The organism is Ancylobacter sp. TS-1 (genome assembly GCF_009223885.1).
In the GTDB taxonomy this organism is placed as follows: Bacteria; Pseudomonadota; Alphaproteobacteria; order Rhizobiales; family Xanthobacteraceae; genus Ancylobacter.
The window spans coordinates 3,711,329-3,728,514 of record NZ_CP045144.1 but is presented as its reverse complement, the minus strand read 5'-3'; the positions used below and the strand labels follow the sequence as shown (position 1 = coordinate 3,728,514).

General features: G+C 69.7%; 13 protein-coding genes. 4 read left to right on the top strand and 9 right to left on the bottom strand.

Annotated elements, in window-relative coordinates; genetic code table 11:
* Positions 1 to 23: 23 nt before the first annotated feature.
* The 7 genes from cbbX to GBB76_RS17535 all read right to left on the bottom strand — a co-directional run bounded on the left by cbbX (position 24) and on the right by GBB76_RS17535 (position 8,383).
* A complete protein-coding gene (gene cbbX / locus GBB76_RS17565) occupies positions 24 to 956 on the bottom strand; it encodes a CbbX protein (RefSeq protein WP_152304495.1) in 933 nt (310 codons plus the stop codon).
* 257 nt (positions 957 to 1,213) lie between these two features.
* On the bottom strand, positions 1,214 to 1,633 hold the full coding sequence (locus GBB76_RS17560) for a ribulose bisphosphate carboxylase small subunit (RefSeq protein ID WP_152304494.1): 420 nt from the start codon (positions 1,631 to 1,633) through the stop codon (positions 1,214 to 1,216).
* Positions 1,634 to 1,766: 133 nt separating this feature from the next.
* Positions 1,767 to 3,236, bottom strand: coding sequence for a form I ribulose bisphosphate carboxylase large subunit (locus GBB76_RS17555; RefSeq protein WP_152304493.1), 1,470 nt, complete (start codon positions 3,234 to 3,236; stop codon positions 1,767 to 1,769).
* Positions 3,237 to 3,324: 88 nt separating this feature from the next.
* Positions 3,325 to 4,410 carry a class II fructose-bisphosphate aldolase gene (fba, locus tag GBB76_RS17550; protein WP_152304492.1) on the bottom strand — a complete coding sequence of 362 codons (1,086 nt, stop codon included), beginning with the start codon at positions 4,408 to 4,410 and terminating at the stop codon, positions 3,325 to 3,327.
* A gap of 16 nt (positions 4,411 to 4,426) precedes the next feature.
* Positions 4,427 to 6,454, bottom strand: coding sequence for a transketolase (tkt, locus tag GBB76_RS17545; RefSeq protein ID WP_371716987.1), 2,028 nt, complete (start codon positions 6,452 to 6,454; stop codon positions 4,427 to 4,429).
* Between the two features lie 14 nt (positions 6,455 to 6,468).
* Positions 6,469 to 7,344, bottom strand: coding sequence for a phosphoribulokinase (locus tag GBB76_RS17540; RefSeq protein WP_152304491.1), 876 nt, complete (start codon positions 7,342 to 7,344; stop codon positions 6,469 to 6,471).
* 13 nt (positions 7,345 to 7,357) lie between these two features.
* On the bottom strand, positions 7,358 to 8,383 hold the full coding sequence (locus GBB76_RS17535; RefSeq protein ID WP_152304490.1) for a class 1 fructose-bisphosphatase: 1,026 nt from the start codon (positions 8,381 to 8,383) through the stop codon (positions 7,358 to 7,360).
* A 180-nt stretch (positions 8,384 to 8,563) separates the two neighbouring features.
* On the opposite strand from GBB76_RS17535, the gene GBB76_RS17530 reads away from it, so the two are divergent.
* Entirely contained in the window at positions 8,564 to 9,532 is a 969-nt protein-coding gene (locus tag GBB76_RS17530; RefSeq protein WP_152304489.1) for a LysR family transcriptional regulator, read from the top strand.
* Between the two features lie 6 nt (positions 9,533 to 9,538).
* On the opposite strand, the gene glyA is transcribed toward GBB76_RS17530, so the two are convergent.
* Both glyA and GBB76_RS17520 read right to left on the bottom strand, forming a co-directional pair.
* On the bottom strand, positions 9,539 to 10,801 hold the full coding sequence (gene glyA, locus GBB76_RS17525; protein WP_152304488.1) for a serine hydroxymethyltransferase: 1,263 nt from the start codon (positions 10,799 to 10,801) through the stop codon (positions 9,539 to 9,541).
* 75 nt (positions 10,802 to 10,876) lie between these two features.
* Positions 10,877 to 11,881, bottom strand: coding sequence for a DUF2778 domain-containing protein (locus tag GBB76_RS17520; protein ID WP_152304487.1), 1,005 nt, complete (start codon positions 11,879 to 11,881; stop codon positions 10,877 to 10,879).
* Between the two features lie 397 nt (positions 11,882 to 12,278).
* On the opposite strand from GBB76_RS17520, the gene GBB76_RS17515 reads away from it, so the two are divergent.
* The 3 genes from GBB76_RS17515 (at position 12,279) to lon (ending at position 17,105) form a co-directional block, all read left to right on the top strand.
* Positions 12,279 to 14,087, top strand: a complete 1,809-nt coding sequence (locus tag GBB76_RS17515) for a heavy metal translocating P-type ATPase (protein WP_246669141.1) — start codon at positions 12,279 to 12,281, stop codon at positions 14,085 to 14,087.
* A gap of 148 nt (positions 14,088 to 14,235) precedes the next feature.
* Positions 14,236 to 14,652 carry an Hsp20/alpha crystallin family protein gene (locus tag GBB76_RS17510; RefSeq protein ID WP_152304485.1) on the top strand — a complete coding sequence of 139 codons (417 nt, stop codon included), beginning with the start codon at positions 14,236 to 14,238 and terminating at the stop codon, positions 14,650 to 14,652.
* A gap of 17 nt (positions 14,653 to 14,669) precedes the next feature.
* A complete protein-coding gene (gene lon / locus GBB76_RS17505) occupies positions 14,670 to 17,105 on the top strand; it encodes an endopeptidase La (RefSeq protein WP_152304484.1) in 2,436 nt (811 codons plus the stop codon).
* Positions 17,106 to 17,186 lie beyond the last annotated feature (81 nt).

The window sequence follows — 17,186 nt, the reverse complement described above, 5'->3', positions numbered from 1 at the left end:
AAGGTCTTACGGATGCGGAGAGTTCAATTGGCGGGACGCAGCGGCGGGTAGCTGTCGATGCCGCCGGAGAAGACCCGGCTGGCGAGGATGTCAGAGGCTTCCAGCGTCACCAGATCGTCCGCCGTCACCGGCCGCTCGCTGGCGAAGAGCCGGTTGGCCTGCCGCAGCCGGGCGCGGTCGAGCGCGTTGCGGATCGAGCGGCCATTGGCGAAATGCGGCTGCTGCATGCGAAGCTCGACATAGCGGTGGAACGCCTCTTCCGCCTCGCGGCTCATGCGGTAGTTCATGGTCTCGAGGATGCGCCCGCCGATGGCTTCCAGCTCGCCGCCGGAATAGTCGGGGAAGTCGATGTGGTGGGCGACGCGCGAGCGGAAGCCGGGATTGGCGGTGAAGAACCGCTCCATGCGGTCGGAATAGCCGGCGAGGATCACCACGAGGTCGTCGCGCTGGTTCTCCATCACCTGCAGCAGGATCTCGATTGCCTCCTGCCCGTAGTCGCGCTCGTTCTCGGGCCGGTAGAGGTAATAGGCCTCGTCGATGAACAGCACGCCGCCCATCGCCTTCTTCAGCACTTCCTTCGTCTTCGGCGCGGTGTGGCCGATATACTGGCCGACCAGATCGTCGCGGGTGACGGTGACGAGGTGGCCTTTGCGGACATAGCCGAGCCGGTGGAGGATCTCCGCCATGCGCAGTGCCACCGTGGTCTTGCCGGTGCCGGGGTTGCCGGTGAAGCTCATATGCAGGGTCGGGCTAACCGCCTGAAGGCCGAAATGCGCGCGGGCGCGGTCGACCAGCAGCAGCGCGCCGATCTCGTGCAGGCGCTGCTTGACCGGCACCAGCCCGACCAGCTCGCGGTCGAGCTGGCCCAGCACCTCGGCAAGGCCGCTGCTGGCGAACTCGGCCCGCAGGTCCACCGTGTCGACGAGGACGGGCGGGGCGTCGGTGATGGCGTCCATGGCGATGTCTCCATTCATTCCCTTGTCGCCTCGGGGGCGGCGCGGCGGCCGTCCGGGATCGTCCGGGAGGACGGCAATCGGGCAAAAAAGAAGGGGGACCGGTTCCGGGCGCGGCATTCCGGAACCGGTCCCTCGCGGTCGGGGAGGAAACCGGACGACCGCGATTTTCCGTCGGGGGAGTAGAGGGAGACCGACGGATCAGGGACGTCGCCCGCGCGCAGGACGGTCGGCGTGCGCGGACGGCGTTAAGGCACGTGTCAGTAGCGCGCGCCCTCGGGGCGGTTGGCGGCATAAGCGCGCGTCGTGTAGCGGATCGACCGGCCCTCGACTTCCTGGCGCTCCAGCGTGAAGCCGGGCTCCTCGGCGGGGCGGTCGGTGATGAAGGACAGGCGCAGCGACTCCCACGTATGGGTGGAGTCGAAGGCGCTCAGGCGGATGTAGTGCCGGCCCTTGTACGCCTTGCGGCACGCGTTCAGCTCGAACATGACGCCGGCGGCGTCGGGCACGTCGAACATGGGCTGGCCCCACAGCTCCCAATAGGTGTTGCGCGGGTGCGGGTCGTCGGTGAACTCGATGTTCACCGCCCAGCCCTTGTCGATGCAGTACTGGACCTGCTTGGCGATCTGCTCGTCCGTGAGGTCCGGCAGGAAGGAGAAGGCTCCCTGGGTCAGGCGCATGGTGGTGTCTCGCTCTCGTCATCCCGGACGGCCAAAGGCCGAGCCGGGAACGGGTTCAGGAAGGGAGCGCCCTTGCGGCTTGCGATCCCGGACCGCGCCTGCGGCGCGTCCGGGATGACGCTCCCGAACGAATTCACTCCGCCGCGGTGGCCTGCGGCACGAAGTCGGGCGTGTCGGTGGAGGAGTAGTTGAAGGTCACGTCCTTCCACGTCTCCAGCGCCTGCTTCAGCGGCAGGCAGTGGCGGGCGGCGGCCTTCAGGATCTCCGGCCCCTCATGGAGGATGTCGCGGCCCTCGTTGCGGGCGAGGATCATCGCCTCCAGCGCGACGCGGTTGGCGATGGCGCCGGCCTGGATGCCCATCGGGTGGCCGATGGTGCCGCCGCCGAACTGGAGCACCACATCCTCGCCGAGCAGGTCGATGAGCTGGTGCATCTGGCCGGCATGGATGCCGCCCGAAGCGACCGGCATCAGCTTGCGGGTCGAGGCCCAGTTCTGGTCGAAGAAAATGCCGTGGGCGAGGTTCTGCGGCACGAAATCCTCGCGGCAGAGATCGTAATAGCCCTTGGTGGTGTGGGGGTCGCCCTCCAGCTTGCCGACCACCGTGCCGGCATGGATGTGGTCGACACCGGCCAGGCGCATCCACTTGGTGATGACGCGGAAGGAGACGCCGTGGCTCTTCTGGCGCGTATAGGTCGAGTGGCCGGCGCGATGCAGGTGCAGGATCATGTCGTTGCGGCGGCACCACTTGGCCATGGACTGGATCGCGGTGTAGCCGATGATCAGGTCGATCATGACGATGGAGGAGCCGAGGTTCTTGGCGAACTCGGCGCGCTCGTACATCTCCTCCATCGTGCCGGCGGTCACGTTGAGATAGGTGCCCTTCACCTCGCCGGAGGCCGCCTGCGCCTTGTTCACCGCCTCCATGCAGTAGAGGAAGCGGTCGCGCCAGTGCATGAACTGCTGCGAGTTGATGTTCTCGTCGTCCTTGGTGAAGTCGAGGCCGCCCTTGAGCGCCTCGTAGACGACGCGGCCATAGTTGCGGCCGGACAGGCCGAGCTTGGGCTTGACCGTCGCGCCGAGCAATGGGCGGCCGAACTTGTCGAGCCGCTCGCGCTCCACCACGATGCCGGTGGCCGGGCCGTCGAAGGTCTTCACATAGGCGACCGGCAGGCGCATGTCCTCGAGGCGCAGCGCCTTGAGCGGCTTGAAGCCGAACACGTTGCCGATGATCGAGGCCGACAGGTTGGCGATCGAGCCATTCTCGAACAGGTCGAGATCGTAGGCGATGTAGGCGAACCACGAGCCCGGCGCGTTCGGCACCGGGTCGACCCGGTAGCACTTGGCGCGGTACTTGTCGCAAGCGGTCAAGCGGTCGGTCCACACGACGGTCCACGTTGCCGTCGAGCTTTCACCGGCGACCGCCGCCGACGCCTCGATCTCGTCGACGCCGTCCTGCGGGGTGATGCGGAACACCGCGATGACGTCGGTGTCCTTGGGCTCGTAGTCGGGCTGCCAGTAGCCCATCTTGCGGTATTCCATCACGCCGGCGCTGTAGCGGCTGCGGGTTTCCTCGGCAGGCTTGGTCTTGTCGATCGCGTTCATCGATCTCGCTCCTGTGCGTTCCCGTCGGCACCGCGCCTCGGCGCGGGCCAGCTCTTTCGTTGGTCGGATCCCCGCGCGGGGGAGAAGGTCATTCGGCGGCGGCGCGCGCGCCGCCGATCACCGGATCGAGCGCACCGGCGGCGTAGCGCTTGGCCATGGCCGCCAGCGGCAGCACCTTGATCGCCGAAGCGTGGCCGGCGGTGCCGAACTGCTCGAAGCGCTCGCGGCAAAGGTCGCGCATCGCGTCCATGGCGGGCTTGAGGAACTTGCGCGGATCGAACTCCGCCTTGTTGCCCTGCGCCACCTTGCGAAACTGCGCCGTCATGGCGAGGCGGCAGTCGGTGTCGATATTGACCTTGCGCACACCGTGCCGGATGCCGCGCACGATCTCCTCCACCGGCACGCCCCAGGTCTGGGGCATCTCGCCGCCCGAAGCGTTGAACAGGTCCTGCAACGCCTGCGGCACCGAGGAGGAGCCGTGCATGACGAGATGCACGCCGGGCAGGCGGCGGTGGATCTCCTCGATCACATGCATGGCGAGGATGTCGCCGTCCGGCTTGCGCGAGAATTTGTAGGCGCCGTGCGAGGTGCCCATGGCGATAGCCAGCGCGTCGACCCGGGTGCGGGCGACGAAATCGACCGCCTGGTCGGGATCGGTCAGCAACTGGTCGTGGCTGAGCTGCCCTTCCGCGCCGTGGCCGTCCTCCTGCTCGCCGGAACCGTGCTCCAGCGAGCCGAGCACGCCGAGTTCGCCCTCGACCGAGGCACCGACCCAATGGGCGGCATCGACCACGCGGCGGGTAATGGCGACGTTGTAGTCGTAATCGGCCGGGGTCTTGGCGTCCGCCTTCAGCGAGCCGTCCATCATCACGGAGGTGAAGCCGTGCTGGATCGCCGAGAGGCAGGTGGCCTCGTTGTTCCCGTGGTCCTGATGCATGCAGATCGGGATCGCCGGGTACATCTCGGTCAGCGCGTCGATCATCCGCGAGAGCATGATGTCGCCGGCATAGGAGCGCGCGCCGCGGCTCGCCTGCATGATGACGGGCGCGTCGACGGCCTGCGCCGCCTCCATGATCGCGATGCCCTGCTCCATATTGTTGATGTTGAAGGCCGGCACGCCGTAATCGTGCTCGGCGGCATGGTCGAGAAGCTGTCGAAGCGTGATGCGGGCCATTGGCTCTCCCTCCGGCTCAGGCGCAGGTCAGCAGGTCGCAGGCAGCGTCGACGACCGCCTCCGGGGTGATGTTGAAGTGCTGGTAGAGGTCGGGGGCGGGCGCGGAGGCGCCGAAGCCCTCCATGCCGACGAAGCGGCCGCGATCCCCGGTCCAGCGGTCCCAGCCGAGCCGGGCGGCGGCCTCGACGGCCACGCGCGGGGCGGTGCCGAGCACGGCGCGGCGGTATTCCGCGCTCTGGCGCTCGAACAGCTCCCAGCACGGCATGGAGACGACGGCGGCATCGACCCCGCGCGCGGCGAGCAGGTCCGCCGCCCTGAAGGCGATCTCCACCTCCGAGCCGGTGGCGAGCAGCGTCACGTCGCGCCGGCGGGCCGGCTTGCGGGCGACATAGGCGCCATAGCCGACGAGGTTCTCCTCCGAATGCTCGGTGCGGAAGGTCGGCAGGTTCTGCCGCGAGAGCGCCAGCACCGAGGGCGTGCCCTCCGCGTGCAGGGCAAGCTGCCAGGCCTCCAGCGTCTCCACCGCGTCGGCGGGGCGGAACACGTAGAGGTTCGGCGTCGCCCGCAGCATGGCGAGGTGCTCGACCGGCTGGTGCGTCGGCCCGTCCTCGCCGAGGCCGATGGAATCGTGGGTGAGCACATAGACCACCCGCTGCCCCATCAGCGCCGAGAGCCGCATGGCGCCGCGCGCATAGTCGGAGAACACCATGAAGGTGCCGCCATAGGGAATGGCGCCGCGATGCAAAGCGAGGCCGTTCATCACCGCCGCCATCGCGTGTTCGCGGATGCCGTAATGCAGGTAGCGGCCGGCATAGTTGCCGGGCGTCACCGAGGCGAGCCCCCTGGTGTGGGTGAGGTTCGAGTGGGTAAGGTCGGCCGAGCCACCGACGGTGAGGTCGGTCGCCGCGTTGATGACGGCGAGCGCCATCTCCGAGGCCTTGCGGGTCGCCACCTTCGGCGCGCCCTCCGAAAGCTCGCGCTTGAAGGCGACCAGCTTCTCGTCGAAATCGGCCGGCAGTTCGCCTTCCATCGCCGCCTCGAAGGCGGCGCGCTGGCCGGAGGCGGCGAGCCGCCTCTCCCAGGCTTCGCGCGCCTTGCGGCCGCGTTCGGCGATCGTCGCCCAGGCCTCGCGCACGCTTTCCGGCACCTCGAAGGGCGGATGGTTCCAGCCCAGCCGCGCGCGGGCGCCCTCGATCTCGGCGGCGCCCAGCGGGGCGCCGTGCACGGCTTCCGTGCCCGCCTTGGTGGGCGCGCCGTAGCCGATGGTGGTGCGGCAGGCGATCAGCGTCGGCCGCGCCGTGCCGCGCGCCTCGGCGAGGGCGTCGATCAGCGCGTGGGGCGCGTGGCCGTCGACCCGCATCACGTCCCAGCCACTGGCCTTGAAGCGGGCGAGCTGGTCGGTCGAGGTGGAGAGGGCGGTGCTGCCGTCGATGGAGATGCCGTTGTCGTCCCACAGCACGGTGAGCTTGGCGAGCTTCAGGTGCCCGGCGAGGTCGATGGCCTCGTGGCTGATGCCTTCCATCAGGCAGCCGTCGCCGGCGATGACATAGGTGTGGTGGTCGACCAGCTCGTCGCCGAAGCGGGCGTTGAGCATGCGCTCGGCGAGTGCCATGCCGACCGCCGTGGTCAGCCCCTGCCCCAGCGGGCCGGTGGTGGTCTCCACGCCCAGCGTGTGGCCATGTTCGGGATGGCCGGCGGTGATCGCGCCGAGCTGGCGGAAACGCTTGATCTGATCGACGCCCATGTCGGCATAGCCGAGCAGATGGTTGATGGCGTAGAGCAGCATCGAGCCGTGGCCGGCGGAAAGAATGAAGCGGTCGCGGTCGGGCCAGTCAGGCCGGCCCGGGTCGAGCGTCATGAAGCGCGCGAACAGGGCGGTCGCGACATCGGCCATGCCCATCGGCATGCCGGGATGGCCGGACTTGGCCGCTTCCACCGCGTCCATGGCGAGCGCGCGCAGCGCGTTGGCCATGTCCTGCGCCATGTCCTCGTGGGGCAGATCGGCGGGGTGCGGGCGCAGCGCCGCATTTTGGCTGGTGAGCATGCTGTCCTCCCGGTTCACGCGGCGCGCCGCTTCTTCTCGACGAGGTTGAGGATCATCGGCGTGAGGATGAGCTGCATCGCGATGTCGAGCTTGCCGCCCGGGATCACGATGGAATTGGCGCGGCTCATCCAGCTCCCGGAAATCATCGAGAGCAGGTAGGGGAAATCGATGCCGCGAGGGCTCTTGAAGCGGATGACGACGATGGATTCGTCCGCCGTCGGGATCCACCGGGCGATGAACGGGTTCGAGGTATCGACCGTCGGCACGCGCTGGAAGTTGATGTCGGTGTGGGTGAACTGCGGGCAGATGTAGTTCACGTAGTCCGGCATGCGGCGCAGGATGGTGTCGGTCACCGCCTCGGTCGAATAGCCGCGATGCGAGCGGTCGCGGTGGATCTTCTGGATCCATTCGAGGTTGATCACCGGCACCACGCCGATCTTCAGGTCGGCATAGCGGGCGACGTCGATATTGCCGCTGGCCACCGCCCCGTGCAGCCCCTCGTAGAACAGCAGGTCGGTCGGCGTCGGGATCGGCTCCCAGGGCGTGAAGGTGCCCGGCGCGCCGCCATATTCGGCCGCTTCCTTGTCGTCATGGACATAGTGGCGGTACTTGCCGGTGCCGGTCTGAGAGTAGGCGCGGAACGTCTCCTCCAGTTCCTCGAACAGGTTCGAGTCGGGGCCGAAATGGCTGTAGTGGTTGTTGCCGCGCGAGGCCTCCTCGGACATGACGCGCTTCATCTCGGCGCGGTCATAGCGGTGATAGGCGTCGCCCTCGATATAGGCGGCGAGCACTTCCTCGCGGCGGAAGATCTGCTCGAAGATGCGCCGCACCGAGGTGGTGCCCGCGCCGGACGAGCCGGTGACGGAGATGATGGGGTGGTGGATCGACATGTTCCCTCTCCCGTCAGGCGCGCAGCAGGCCGCGCCGGCCGAACAACGGCGAGCGCTCGGGCATGGCGGAGGCGCCGCCGTGATAGCGGGCGATGCGCTCGACCTCGGCGCGCGAGCCGAACACCAGCGGCACGCGCTGGTGCAGGTGCGTGGGGATGAGATCGAGGATCGGCCGGCTGCCATCGGTGGCGGCGCCCTGCGCCTGCTCCATCAGGAAGGCGATCGGGTTTGCCTCATAGACCAGACGTAGCCGGCCCTGCGCATAGCCCCCGCGGGCGTCGCCGGGGTAGAGATAGACCCCGCCGCGCACCAGGATGCGGTAGACGTCCGCCACCATGGAGGCGACCCAGCGCGTGTTGAAATCCTTGCCGCGCGGGCCCTCGGTGCCGGCCTGGCAGTCGTCGACATAGGAGCGGATGGCGCCGTCCCAGTGGCGCAGGTTGGAGCCGTTGATCGCGTATTCAGCGGTCTCGGGCACGACGAAGGCGCGCGCCTCGGACAGCAGGAAGGCGCCCGTGGCCCGGTCCAGCGTGAAGACCTGCGTGCCGGCGCCGACGGTCAGTACCAGCGCGGTCTGCGGCCCGTAGAGCAGGAAGCCGGCGGCGAGCTGGGCGGAGCCCGGCTGGAGCAGCGAGTCGGCCCCCACGAAGGGCAGGATCGAGAAGATCGTGCCGACGCTCATATTGCTGTCGATGTTGGACGAGCCGTCCAGCGGGTCAACCGCGACCGCCAGCGTGCCGGCGGGGGCGAGCGTGACCGCCTCGTCGGCTTCCTCGGAGCCGAGAAGGGCGACCGGCGCGGCGGCGAGCGCCTCGCGCACCAGGTCGTCGGCGATGACGTCGAGTTCCTTCTGGCTGTCGCCGTCGGCATGGTGGCCGCGCACGGTGGCGAGCGCGCCGGCCAGCGGGCCGGCGGCCAGAAGCTCTGAAATCCGGATGCCGGCGGCGGCGAGCGCGAGCACGGCGCTGGCGACGTCGCGGCGCAGATCATCGCCTTGCGACCACCCGTCGAGGTGGCCCTGCAAAGTCGGGCGTGTCATTGGCGTTTCCCCAATTATGGCGTGGGCTTATGCCCTCTGGCGTGTCGTTTCCGTGTGCCTTCGAGCGGGGACCCGAAGCGGCGGACGCCTTTTGTTGATCGCAGACTGCACGAATTGCGTGCGTAAGGAAATTCGAATAATCTTACCTATCTCTTCAATTTAACTGAAATGTAATGTTCCATGCGTAATGCCACGCTCAAGCAGTTCCGGGCCGTTGCGGCCATCGTCGAGACCGGCAGCGTCACCGGCGCCGCCCGCAAGCTGAACGTCACCCCGCCGGCGGTGACGATGCAGGTGCAGCAGCTCGAGCAGCATCTCGGTCTGCCCTTGCTCGACCGCGCCGGCGAGCGCTTCCAGCCCAGCGCCGCCGGGCGCGAGGTGCTGGCCGCCATCGCCCGCATCGAGCAGGCGCTGGCCGATTGCGGCGCCGCGCTCGATTCGATGAAGGGTCTGCGCTCGGGCCGGGTCTCGGTCGGGCTGGTCTCGACGGCGAAATATTTCGTGCCGGCGGCGCTCGGCTCCTTCACCCGCGCCCATCCCGGCATCGACGTGGTGCTGACCGTGGGCAACCGCGAGGAAATCATCGCGGGCCTGCGCGCCGACGCCATCGACGTCGCCATCATGGGCCGCCCGCCGCTCGACATCGAGGTCGACAAGACGCTGATCGGCGATCACCCGCACGTGCTGATCGCCCCGGCCGACCATCCCCTGCTCGGAAGGCGCATCCCCGCCTCGGCGCTGGCCGGCTCCACCTTCATGTCGCGCGAGCCGGGCTCGGGCACGCGCGGGCTTATGGAGCGGTTCTTCCAGCAGTCCGGCATCGACCCGCGTATCGGCATGGAGATCGATTCGAACGAGACCATCAAGCAGGCGGTCATGGCCGGGCTCGGCCTCGCCTTCATCTCCGCCCACACCATCGCGGCGGAGGTGGCGGACGGCCGGCTCGCCGTGCTCGACGTGGAGGGGCTGCCCGAGGTGCGGCAATGGTTCGTCGTCAAGCGCACCGCCAAGCGGCTGACTCCGCCGGCCGCCGCGCTCACCGAGTTCCTGTCGCGGCGCGGCGCGGATTTCCTGCCCGACACGCTGCATCTGCCGGGCGTCGCGCAAGCACCCGCGCCGGCCCGGGAGCGGGACGGCGAGCCGGGCTGAGCCGCCTCAGGAATAGATCGGGAAGCGGGCGCAGAGCGCCTCGACCTCGCCGCGGATCGACGCGATGCCGGCGCTGTCCGACGGCGCCTTGACGATGCGGGCGATCCAGCCGGCAACGGTCTCGAACTCGCCGACGCCGAAGCCCCGCGCCGTGCCGGCATTGGAGGACAGGCGCAGCCCCGAGGGCGCCTCCGGCGGGCGCGGATCGAACGGGATCAGGTTCTTGTTCACCGCCAGCCCCGCCGCCTCCAGCGCCTTGGCGGCGATATCGCCGGTGACGCCGAGATCGGTAAGGTCGACCAGCATCAGCCCGCAATCAGTGCCGCCGGCGACGATGCGCACGCCGGCCGCCGCCAGCGTGGCGGCCATGGCGCGGGCATTGGCGAGCACCGCCTCGTTATAGAGCCGGAACTCGGGCCGCAGCGCCTCGCCGAAGCAGGCCGCTTTGCCAGCTACCGCGTGCATCATCACCGAGCCCTGCACGCCGGGGAAGATGCCGTAATTGATGCGGTCGCTCAGCGCCTCGTCGTTCCACAGCACCAGCCCGCCGCGCGCCCCGCGCAGCGACTTGTAGGTGGTGGAGGTGACGACATGGGCGTGCGGGAACGGGTGCGGATACAGCCCGGTGGCCACCAGTCCGGCGAAATGCGCCATGTCGACCATGAGCAGGGCGCCCACCTCGTCGGCGATGGCGCGCAGCCCGGCGAAGTCGATGGCGCGCGGATAGGCCGAGCCGCCGGCCACGATCAGCTTCGCCTCGTGGTCGAGCGCCACGGCGCGCACCTCGTCGAGATCGATGCGCTCGCTCTCGCGGTCCACGCCATAGGTGAGGATGCGGTAGTCGCGGCCGGTCAGCGTGGCGGGGTGGCCGTGGCTGATATGGCCGCCGGCCGCCGTGTTCATCGAGAGGATGGCGTCGCCGAGCCTGAGCAGGCCGAGAAACACGCCACCATTGGCGTTGGAGCCGGAATGGGGCTGCACATTGGCGAAGCGGCAGCCGAACAGCCGCGTGGCGCGCTCCACCGCCAGCGCCTCGATGACGTCGGCGAACTCGGCCCCGCCATAATAGCGGGCATGGGGCAGCCCCTCGACGGTCTTGTTGGTGAGCACCGAGCCCTGCGCCTCCAGCACCAGACGGGAGACGATGTTCTCCGAGGCGATCAGCTCGATCCCGTCGCGCTGGCGCGCCTCCTCGCCGCGAATGGCGGCGGCGAGCTCGGGATCGGCGTCGAGCCCATCGGTGAAGTAGCCGGCGTGCAGGGTCGACATGGGGGGCGGCTCCGGGAGGGAAGCGGTGGGCGGCAGGTCCCGGCCATTGCGCCGGGAACCGCGTCGCGCCGGGCCTCAGCTACGCTTGCCGGTCAGCCAGGACAGCAGCGGGTTGGGCGGCTCGGCCGATTTCGGCATCGCCTCGACCACGATGACCTCGTCGATCTCGCCCTTCTTGAAGGACTTGAGGAAGGCGTCGTAGTCGGCCAGCGAGATGCAGCCGTTGGAATCGCCGCGCGGGCCGAGCAGATAGGGGTGCAGCAGGAAGCCGTTGCGCCCATACATGGGTTGGTCGCCGACCGGGGTCATGCGCACCGCCTCGGTGCCGTGGAACAGCGCCTCGCGCATGCGCAGCTTGTAGCGGTTCGGCGGCGTCACGCCGTGCATCTTCACATGCACATAGCGGATGTCGTCGAACTTCTCGCCATAGCCGGAATGCGCCTCCAGCTTCTTGCCGTTCGGCAGATAGAGCTTCTTGGCGCGGATGTCGTAGATGGCGAACCTGTCCTCGGACGTCGGGTAGCGCAGCTCGTCCTTGGGGGCGGCCTGCTCCTGCGGAGCGGTCTCCTCGGGGGCGGCATCTTCCTCCATCGGCGGCGGCAGCGAGGCGAGCATCTGCGCGGACGGCTTGCGCGGCGGCAGCGGGGCGAGCGTGACCGAATCGTCCGGCGCATCGCCCGGCATCACACGGCCGGCGACGAGCGGGTTGGCCATCGGCAGCGGCACCGTGCTCACCGTCTCCACCGTCGGGGGACCGGCAGCCGGCGGCACCGGGATGGCGGCAAGCAGGGCGGGCCGCACCGGCATGATCGCCGGGCGGAACAGCCAGTCGTCGCCCTGCGCGATCTCGCCGGCGGGATGGAAATTGCGCACATCCGTGACGGAGCGCTGCGGCGGCGTCGACGGCCCGTCCTCGATCGCGCTCGCGACCTCCGGGCCTGCCGGGGCGAGGCGCAGCGAAGGATCGACGCGCGCCGCGTCGGCCGGGGTCGGCAGCGAGGTGCTCGACACCCACGCCACCGCGACCGCCACACCGACGAAGCTCACAGAACCGATGAGGAAAGATCCAATCAGCCGCATAGGCATCTCTGAACAGACGACCGCCGGGCGCAGGAGCACATATGCGCTTCCACGCGCCGGCAACGGCCTTCGATTGCGTTCAACGTCGGCGCCCAAGCCATTGTCCGCCGACGGCCCCCAAGCCAAATCGGTTAATATCCGACCTTAGGTAATATTTCATTAACGCCGCCCCCACAACCCGATCCGGGTGCCGGATCCTCCGTCTTGCTGCGGATGCGGTGTCCTACCGATGGCGGCGAGGCAGGCGGACGACGAAAAGGCAGTCAATGACATCGCGGGCGAACCGCGCCAGCATGTCGCGGGGAGCGCGCGGGTGAAATCGTCGGCGATATCGGACGCAATCCGAACGGTCGGGACCCGGCTGCGGCGCCTGCTGCTGCCGGCGCTGGCGCTGGCGCTGGCGGCGAGCGCCGTCGTCTGGCTGGCGGGGCGGCCGGAACTGGCCGAGCGGATCTGGATCGGCGCCACCGGCACCGTCCTCGCCGTGCTCCTCGTCACCATCGCCGGCAGCCTGCGGCGCGGGGAGTTCGGCCTCGACCTGATCGCCGCGCTCGCCATGGGCGGGGCGCTGGCCTTCGGCGAGAACCTCGCCGGCGCCATCGTCGCGCTGATGTTCAGCGGCGGCGAGGCTCTGGAAGCCTACGCCCACAGCCGCGCCGCGCGCGAGATGACCGCCCTGCTCGGCCGGCTGCCGCGCAGCGCCACCCGCCGCGAGGACGGCCGGCTGCACGAGGTGCCGCTCGACGCCCTCGTGCCGGGCGACGTCATCCTGGTCCGGCGCGGCGAGGTGGTGCCGGTGGACGGCTGGCTGCAAAGCCCGGCCGCCGCGCTCGACCAGTCGGCGCTGACCGGCGAATCGCTGCCCGTGCGCCGCCTGCATGGCGAGGAGGTGCTGAGCGGCTCCACCAATGCCGGCGACGCCTTCGACCTGCTCGCCAGCCGCGCGGCGGCGGACAGCACCTATGCCGGCATCGTGCGGCTGGTGGCGGGCGCCCAGCAGTCCAAGGCGCCGATGGCGCGCCTCGCCGACCGATTCGCGCTCGGCTTCCTCGCCGTGACGCTGACCATGGCCGGCCTCGCCTGGGCGATAAGCGGCGACTCGGTGCGCGCGCTCGCGGTGCTGGTGATCGCGACCCCCTGCCCGCTCATCCTCGCCGTGCCGGTGGCGATCATCTCCGGCATCTCGCGCTGCGCCCGCCACGGCGTGCTGGTCAAGGATGGCGGCGCGCTGGAGACGCTGGCCAAGGTGCGTACCGTGCTGCTCGACAAGACCGGCACGCTGACCGGCGGGCGCCCGCGCATCGTCGGCATCCGCAGCCGGGGCGGGCTGGCGGAGGACGAATTGCTGCGGCTCGCCGCCTCGCTCGACCAGAGTTCGGCCCATGTCGTCGCCGAGGCGCTGGTGATGGCGGCGACCGAGCGGGGCCTCGCGCTGGACGTGCCGTCCGAGGTGCGCGAATCCCCCGGCGCCGGCATCGCCGGGCGGGTCGGCGACCGCGAGGTGGCGCTCGGCGGCTGGGATTTCGTCGCCGCCGCCACCGGCGCCGCCCCCGATGACGGTCTGGTCGGCTGGACGCTGCGGCCGGGAACGGTCGCCGTGGTGGTGGCCATCGACGGCGAACTGGCCGGGGCGCTGCTGCTGGCCGACGAACTGCGCGGCGAGGCCCGCGCAGTGCTGGACGAGTTGCGGCAGGCCGGCGTGCGGCGCGTCATACTGGCGACCGGCGACGAGAGCGAGCGGGCGCAGGCCATCGCCGAGGGGCTCGGCTTCGACGCCGTGGCCAGCGAACTGACCCCGCAGGACAAGGCCCGCCGCGTGATCGCCGAGCGCGGCAACGGCCCGGTGATGATGGTCGGCGACGGGGTGAACGACGCGCCGGCACTGGCCGCCGCCGATATCGGCGTCGCCATGGCCGCGCGCGGCTCGGCGGCCTCCTCGGAGGCGGCCAATGTGGTCATACTGGTCGACCGGCTCGACCGGCTGATCGACGCCATGCGCATCGCCCGGCGCGCCCGCGCGGTGGCGTTGCAGAGCGTCTATGTCGGCATCGGCCTGTCGCTCGCGGGCATGATCGCCGCCGCCTTCGGCTGGCTGGCGCCGGTGCAGGGCGCGTTGTTGCAGGAACTCATCGACGTCGCCGCCATCCTCAACGCGCTGCGTGCCTTGTGGGAACCGGGCGGCGCGCGCACCGGGCAACCGCGCTAAAGCGTGCGTGCATCCGCCCGTTTGCGCGGACGCCCGCCCCGGCCGGCTCCGGGGGTGGCGAGGGCCTCTGGTGTTGCTTCCGGGCGACACCATATGAGCCTCGCGGGTCCCCACCCTCACGGGAAACGGGGCCTGCCAGGAGATGTTCATGACGAAGACTGACCCCCGCCTGTGGATGTGGTCGGAAGCCCTCGAGACGCTCAGCCGCGCCGAGCGCATGCACCGGCAGATCTTCCAGCCGGCCGCGCGTCCGGGCGCCAGCGTGCGCCGCGCCCCGTGCTGGGAACCGCCCGTCGACATGATCGAGGATGAGAGCGAACTGCTGGTGCTCGCCGCGCTGCCGGGCGTCGACCCGGACCAGATCAGCGTGGCGATCCACAACGGAGTGCTCACCATCGCCGGCGAGCGCGTGCTGCCGCCCGAGCTGCGCCGCGCCACCATCCACCGCATGGAGCTTCCGCAGGGCCGTTTCGAGCGCCAGCTGGCGCTGCCGCCCGGCCGCTACGAGGTGATCCGCCCGCGCATGGTCAATGGCTGCCTCGCCATTGTGCTGCGCAAGGTTTGAGGAAGGGGGACAAAGACATGACACACCCCGATTTCGACAGATATTCGCCGCTCCGCATGGCCGATGCCGGCGGCAGCGGGACCAATGGCAACGCCAATGGCAGCGTGCCCGCCGACCAGCTCATCGTGCTGCCGGTGCGCAATTTCGTGCTGTTCCCCGGCGTGGTGATGCCGCTCGCCATTGCGCGCCCGGCCTCCATTGCCGCCGCCCAGCAGGCGGTGCGCGAGGGGCGCCCCGTCGGCATCCTGATGCAGCGCGACGCCAGCGTCGAGGAGCCCGGCCCTACCGACCTGCACCGCATGGGCGTGGTCGCCAACATCCTGCGCTACGTCACCGCGCCGGACGGCACGCACCACCTCGTGCTGCAGGGCGAGCAGCGGTTCCATGTCGAGCAGTTCGCCCGCGAGAAGCCTTTCCTCATCGCGCGGGTCGCGCGCATCGAGGAGAGCGAGGAACAGAGCCCCGAGGTCGAGGCGCGCTTCGTCCATTTGCAGGGACAGGCCAATGAGGTGATGGAACTGCTGCCGCAGGTGCCGGCCGAGCTGGCCGCCGCCGTGCGCGGCTCCAACTCGCCCGCCGGCCTCGCCGACCTGGTGGCGGCCTATGCCGACATCTCGCCGGAGGAGAAGCAGGAGCTTCTGGAGACGGTCGACATCGCCGCGCGCATGACCAAGATCTCGCGGCTGCTGGCGCACCGCATCGAGGTGCTGCGGCTGTCGCAGGAGATCGGCAAGCAGACGCGGGCCTCGCTGGACGAGCGCCAGCGCGAGGTGCTGCTGCGCGAGCAGATGGCGGCGATCCAGAAGCAGCTCGGCGAGGATGACGGCAACAGCGCGGAGATCGCCGAGCTGGAGAGCGCCATCAAGGATGCCGGCATGCCGGAGGATGTGGAGCAGATGGCCCGCAAGGAGCTGGGCCGGCTGCGTCGCATGCAGGACGCCAGCGCCGAATACGGCATGATCCGCACCTATCTCGACTGGCTGATCGCGCTGCCGTGGAAGCTGCCCGAGGAGAAGGCGATCGACATCGCCGAGGCGCGCCGCATTCTCGACGAGGACCATTTCGGCCTCGACAAGATCAAGCGCCGCATCGTCGAATATCTCGCCGTGCGCAAGCTGGCGCCGAACGGCAAGGCGCCGATCCTGTGCTTCGCCGGCCCTCCGGGCGTTGGCAAGACCTCGCTCGGCCAGTCCATCGCCCGCGCCATGGGCCGCAAGTTCATCCGCGTCTCGCTCGGCGGCGTGCATGACGAGGCGGAGATCCGCGGCCACCGGCGCACCTATGTCGGCGCGCTGCCGGGCAATATCGTGCAGGGCATCCGCAAGGCGGGCACCCGCGACTGCGTGATGATGCTGGACGAGATCGACAAGATGGGCTCCGGCATACAGGGCGACCCGTCGGCGGCGATGCTGGAGGTGCTCGACCCCGAGCAGAACGGAACTTTCCGGGACAATTATCTCGGCGTGCCGTTCGACCTGTCGCGCGTGGTGTTCATCGCCACCGCGAACATGCTCGACACCATCCCCGGCCCGCTGCGCGACCGCATGGAGATCATCTCCCTGACCGGCTACACCGATCAGGAAAAGCTCCAGATCGCCCGGCGCTATCTGGTCCGCCGCCAGTTCGAGGCCAATGGCGTCACGCCCGAGCAGGTCGCCTTCGACGACGAGGCGCTCAGCGCCGTCATCCGCGCCTATACGCGGGAGGCGGGCGTGCGCAACCTCGAACGCGAGGTCGGCCGCGCCATCCGCCATGTCGCCGTCGACATCGCCGAGGGCAAGGCGACGCACCGGCGCATCGGCGTCGACACGCTGCCCGACCTGCTCGGGCCGCCGATCTTCGAGGACGAGGTGGCGCTGCGCGTCAGCGTGCCGGGCGTGGCCACGGGCCTTGCCTGGACGCCGGTCGGCGGCGACATCCTCTTCATCGAGGCGACCCGCATTCCCGGACGCGGCGGGCTGATCCTCACCGGACAGCTCGGCGACGTGATGAAGGAGAGCGCGCAGGCGGCGTGGAGCCTCGTCAAGAGCCGCGCCGTCGAGCTTGGCATCGACCCGGCGCTGTTCGCCACCAGCGACGTGCATGTGCACGTGCCGGCCGGCGCCACGCCCAAGGACGGGCCAAGCGCGGGTGTCGCCATGTTCACCGCCCTCGTCTCGCTGCTTACCGGCCGCACGGTGCGCAAGGATACGGCGATGACCGGCGAGATCAGCCTGCGCGGCCTCGTGCTGCCGGTCGGCGGCATCAAGGAGAAGGTGGTGGCGGCCGCACGGGCCGGATTGACGAGGGTCATGCTGCCCGCCCGCAACCGGCGCGACTATGAGGACATTCCTCAGGACGCGCGCGACCGGCTGGAATTCGTCTGGCTGGAGCGGGTGGACGAGGCCATCGCCAATGCGCTGGAGCCGGCCCCCGAGGCCGAGGCGCCGGCGCCGCTGAAGGCGGCGAGCTGATCCTACGCGACCCCCCTGCCGTCCCGGAGCGATCCGGGACGGCGGCTTCCCATCCCTTCCCCTCCCCGGGCGATGATGACC

Coding starts and splice junctions, on each gene's coding strand:
- cbbX (WP_152304495.1), bottom strand. CDS start 956: ATGGACGCCATCACCGACGCCCCGCCCGTCCTCGTCGACACGGTGGAC.
- GBB76_RS17560 (WP_152304494.1), bottom strand. CDS start 1,633: ATGCGCCTGACCCAGGGAGCCTTCTCCTTCCTGCCGGACCTCACGGAC.
- GBB76_RS17555 (WP_152304493.1), bottom strand. CDS start 3,236: ATGAACGCGATCGACAAGACCAAGCCTGCCGAGGAAACCCGCAGCCGC.
- fba (WP_152304492.1), bottom strand. CDS start 4,410: ATGGCCCGCATCACGCTTCGACAGCTTCTCGACCATGCCGCCGAGCAC.
- tkt (WP_371716987.1), bottom strand. CDS start 6,454: ATGCTCACCAGCCAAAATGCGGCGCTGCGCCCGCACCCCGCCGATCTG.
- GBB76_RS17540 (WP_152304491.1), bottom strand. CDS start 7,344: ATGTCGATCCACCACCCCATCATCTCCGTCACCGGCTCGTCCGGCGCG.
- GBB76_RS17535 (WP_152304490.1), bottom strand. CDS start 8,383: ATGACACGCCCGACTTTGCAGGGCCACCTCGACGGGTGGTCGCAAGGC.
- GBB76_RS17530 (WP_152304489.1), top strand. CDS start 8,564: ATGCGTAATGCCACGCTCAAGCAGTTCCGGGCCGTTGCGGCCATCGTC.
- glyA (WP_152304488.1), bottom strand. CDS start 10,801: ATGTCGACCCTGCACGCCGGCTACTTCACCGATGGGCTCGACGCCGAT.
- GBB76_RS17520 (WP_152304487.1), bottom strand. CDS start 11,881: ATGCGGCTGATTGGATCTTTCCTCATCGGTTCTGTGAGCTTCGTCGGT.
- GBB76_RS17510 (WP_152304485.1), top strand. CDS start 14,236: ATGACGAAGACTGACCCCCGCCTGTGGATGTGGTCGGAAGCCCTCGAG.
- lon (WP_152304484.1), top strand. CDS start 14,670: ATGACACACCCCGATTTCGACAGATATTCGCCGCTCCGCATGGCCGAT.